This is a genomic window from Marinobacter sp. SS8-8, from assembly GCF_030540945.1.
Taxonomy (GTDB): Bacteria; Pseudomonadota; Gammaproteobacteria; order Pseudomonadales; family Oleiphilaceae; genus Marinobacter.
The window spans coordinates 1-3,629 of record NZ_JASSVN010000040.1 but is presented as its reverse complement, the minus strand read 5'-3'; the positions used below and the strand labels follow the sequence as shown (position 1 = coordinate 3,629).

4 protein-coding genes are annotated in these 3,629 nt (G+C 52.0%); 2 read left to right on the top strand and 2 right to left on the bottom strand.

Annotated elements, in window-relative coordinates:
• Positions 1-118: 118 nt before the first annotated feature.
• Together QPL96_RS19165 and QPL96_RS19160 are read right to left on the bottom strand one after the other, a co-directional pair.
• Positions 119-520, bottom strand: a complete 402-nt coding sequence (locus QPL96_RS19165) for a PIN domain nuclease (RefSeq protein ID WP_303288879.1) — start codon at positions 518-520, stop codon at positions 119-121.
• On the bottom strand, positions 517-711 hold the full coding sequence (locus QPL96_RS19160; RefSeq protein WP_303288878.1) for a type II toxin-antitoxin system VapB family antitoxin: 195 nt from the start codon (positions 709-711) through the stop codon (positions 517-519). Before QPL96_RS19160 ends, QPL96_RS19165 begins: the two co-directional genes overlap by 4 nt.
• A gap of 224 nt (positions 712-935) precedes the next feature.
• On the opposite strand from QPL96_RS19160, the gene QPL96_RS19155 reads away from it, so the two are divergent.
• Together QPL96_RS19155 and QPL96_RS19150 are read left to right on the top strand one after the other, a co-directional pair.
• Entirely contained in the window at positions 936-2,816 is a 1,881-nt protein-coding gene (locus QPL96_RS19155; RefSeq protein WP_303288877.1) for a DUF2235 domain-containing protein, read from the top strand.
• A 16-nt stretch (positions 2,817-2,832) separates the two neighbouring features.
• Positions 2,833-3,456: a DUF2931 family protein gene (locus QPL96_RS19150; RefSeq protein WP_303288876.1), complete on the top strand. Its 624-nt coding sequence runs from the start codon at positions 2,833-2,835 to the stop codon at positions 3,454-3,456.
• Positions 3,457-3,629 lie beyond the last annotated feature (173 nt).

Sequence of the window (3,629 nt, the reverse complement as noted above, 5' to 3'; positions counted from 1 at the left end):
CCTCGAGTGCGGACCAGTCCAACAAGCCGATGAACCGATCCACAGGGGCCCGGTCGCGTGCCTGCCTTAGTTCGGGTGTGCCTGAGAGTTGGCGGGAGGTGGACGGTTATCTATATCGTTATGTTTCTCTGAGGGCTGACTCAAGCCCAAGATGATCAACAAATGGGACAAAGTCGCGATCCAAGAACAGCAGAGGTAGCTCCTTCTCTATGCAGAAAGTCGCGATGATCACGTCCGCAGTCTTTCGGATTGTGATGCCTCGTTTTCGAAGCGCTCGGTAGTTGTCGGCGCACTTGGCTGCCATTTCCTTGCCAAACATCTCATACTGCTCAAGCGCTAGCAGGCTTTGTTTGGTCTGGCGATATTGTTTGTCGTTGCGGATGCCTTGAAGGATCTCCAGAAATATGAGGTCGCCGATAGCGACAGCCCCTTGGATGATGGAGGTATCAAGCAGATCAGTGTGCGGGTTTTCGACCCCGTTGAAATAGTCGATCCAGACGCTGGTATCCACCAGTATCATCTGGCACTCCGCATTTCATCCAGGTCGCCTTCCCATTTGATCTTGCCACGCAGCTTCCGAATTTCCTGCTGCTTACGAAGCTGGACCAGAAGTTTCAGGCCTTGCTCAACGGCTTCTTTTTTGGTTTCGTAGCCGGAGGCTTTGAGGGCTTCGGCCATTAACTCGTCATCGATAACAATGTTCGTTCTCATAATGCACCTTTGTGTATGGTCTAAGAAATCTATACACACGGTAGCACTTCATAGAAAACATAACAATCGGCTGCACAGCGACCGATTTTCCGCCGCTTTGCGGCTCCAAACCGGCGCGTGAGCCGGGCGTTATGTGGTGCCAATAATGCTAATATTGCAGGTTTTGAACAATGTTTAACCACGGGTAGCCCGGACGCTACTCATCACAGAAAGGAACTCTGGCTATGAGCAATCTGATTGCCGCCTGTGTTGGCGACATGCACGTTTGCCCGATCAAAGGGCACGGCTCCTCCCCCATCATGCCAAACGGCTCCAGCATCCTTGTTGAAGGTAAACCCATTGCCCGCGTGGGCGATGTCACCGGTTGCGGTGCGGTTATTACCCAGGGCTACCCGCTGGCAATTGCCGATGGTATGCCAGTGGCTTACCTTGGAAGCCCCACCAGTCATGGTGGTTCTATTGTCAGTGGTAATCAGCGAGTAATACTTGGCATTGCTACCACCACCGCACCGGTTGTGGACTTCGCCATGGCTGGCGCACTGGATGATAAAGGCCAGCTTACCCCTGCCGCCAAAGAGTTGCTGGACAAAGACCCGCAGGAATTTGTGCGCAAAGCTGCGCAGAAAGGCGCGTTAATTGATGAAGGCTTGCCGGACGAGTCACTGGATGACTTGCCCAGAGGTGGTAACCTCCCCAAAGTCCGGGTAGAGGCGGGTATCTTTTTCGACGGCACAGGCAATAACCGTGGCAACACCCGCGCTTACCAGCAGGAACTTGATAAATGCCTGACCGCCAATGCCGCCGGAGCCATCTCGGAAGAAGAATGCAGTAATGAACTGTCACAGGTGATGGAAGGCAGTTACCTCAATGCCGAAACCAACGTTTCGAAGCTGGAAACGCTTTACTTCAAGGACACCATAGAACAAGACGGTACCCCAACTCACCGGCTGTCTGTTTATGTTTCAGGAGTGGGTACCAAGTTCGGTGAGCCCGACGATGGTTTGAGTATGGGGTTAGGTCTTGGAGAGCAAGGCATCCTCAGAAAAGTTGAGGAAGGGGCCGCAGACTTCGTATTACAACTTAGTCGCTCTGTTTACGAGCCAATAGATGAGCTGGTTCTGGATGTTTTTGGGTTTAGCCGGGGCGCGGCAACGGCACGACATTTCGTAAGCCGTGAGATTTATGACACAACGGGCTCCTTATACGGTGAGTACAAAGGTGCTCTGGTCAGAGCGTTCGAGCGCGAGGGTATCCCATGGCCCAAGAAAGTGACAGTTCGGTTCCTGGGGTTATTCGACACCGTTGCCGGCGTTGCCGATGTCGGCAACATGGATTTTTCAGCTCACGACGGAAAAACGGGGCGGATCAACGTCAACGTAAAATCAGAACATGTGCAGCGGGCCGTCCAGTTTGTTGCGCGAGATGAGCGCCGGCACAACTTTTCGTTAAACAGCCTGAGAAGTGAGTCAGGCGATTTGCCTGAAAATTTCAATGAGTGGGTTCTGCCGGGCGTTCACTCGGATATTGGAGGGGGATATCCAGATAGCTTTCACGAGCGAATTGAAGTTCGCCCTCCAGAAGTCATAACAGGGAAAGACCGTCGGAATCCCGAGGCCAGTTTCGAGTTTTCCCGGATGCTGCAACAACGAGCCCTGATCAAGGCCGAGGGCTGGATCGGATCGCACAATCCGTTGGCAAGCCTGGAAATTGAACAGAGGCGGCTTCCAATGTTGCCGACTCAGCCTAGCCTGAGCGGAAACAATGTCGCTTTGCACCTCTGGCTTGATCGGGAGGTTAGGGGTGAATATTCCAGAATTCCCCTGTACCTGATCCACAAGCTGGCTGTCGATGCCGGTGTGCCTTTTGATCAAATTGATCCGACAGACGCTTCTTATTCTCTACCTCAAGAACTTGTAACTGTTGCCAGAAACCTCGCAGCTCATGTCTGGCACGGCCAAGACTTGCGGCTGTCTCCTGAATCCAAAGCCCTGCTTAAGCAACGGTACATTCATTATTCCGATCATTATCTGGAAATAGGGCCGCTTTACCCGTTCAGGCCTGCGAAAAACGGCCGTCGGGCTGTTCACCCTAATAAAAGCGAGTGAATAAATGGAGACTTCTATGAGTATCAAGGGTTGGGTGGTCAGTCTCTGTATTCTGGTACTGGTCGGGTGTTCGGAATCAACGGAATCAGAAGGGCAAAAATATGGTCCCAATGGAACCCACCGAAGTATCGGCGTGGTGGCACCCAAACACTACGATGTCTGGGTGGATAAGTTTTTCATCGAATCCCTTTCCGAAGACATTGGATGGCGGGCACCTATTGGTATCGTGTCCTGTTGCTGGGACAAACCGTTTGGGGCAATGGCGGATTGGCAAACCATGCCAGAGGTCTTTTTAATTCGTTGGTTCTCGTTCGCGGAGCAGCAATCCTATGAGGCCTTGATCCGGCTGGAAAACCCGGATGAAATCGAGAAAAAAATGAAGGAGACTGCCCCCTTTGAAGCCTATGGCAAGATAGTAGAGCGTCCTCGAGACGTTTTGGTTCTTGGCTTGGCTCCTGGGGGAACGGTTGTAGTATGGATTATGAACCGGCATGAGAATGCTATCGAAGTTGGTCGCTTTAAAGCCAAACCATATGATCACGAAAAGGATGGAGAGGACTACACACTCCGCACCGAGAGTTATCTTGAAAGGCAGGGGGATTACTTGGAACAACATGGAATTCGATATGAAGGTTGGTAGCTTGGGAGTAAGCCACCACATAACCCATATGAGCCTTCTCGGAATCAACAGACAATAATCATTTTTTTGGCCGCGCCAGCGGCCAACCTAAATCCATGAGCAAGAACGCCTGCTTCGTCAGTCTCGCGGGGCTGTCAGGCACTCACAGCAAACACATATAGGGGCTCTCTTAC

Excerpts from the sequence above, each read along its gene's own strand:
- QPL96_RS19155 (WP_303288877.1), top strand. The coding sequence starts at position 936 with ATGAGCAATCTGATTGCCGCCTGTGTTGGCGACATGCACGTTTGCCCG.
- QPL96_RS19150 (WP_303288876.1), top strand. The coding sequence starts at position 2,833 with ATGAGTATCAAGGGTTGGGTGGTCAGTCTCTGTATTCTGGTACTGGTC.
- QPL96_RS19160 (WP_303288878.1), bottom strand. The coding sequence starts at position 711 with ATGAGAACGAACATTGTTATCGATGACGAGTTAATGGCCGAAGCCCTC.
- QPL96_RS19165 (WP_303288879.1), bottom strand. The coding sequence starts at position 520 with ATGATACTGGTGGATACCAGCGTCTGGATCGACTATTTCAACGGGGTC.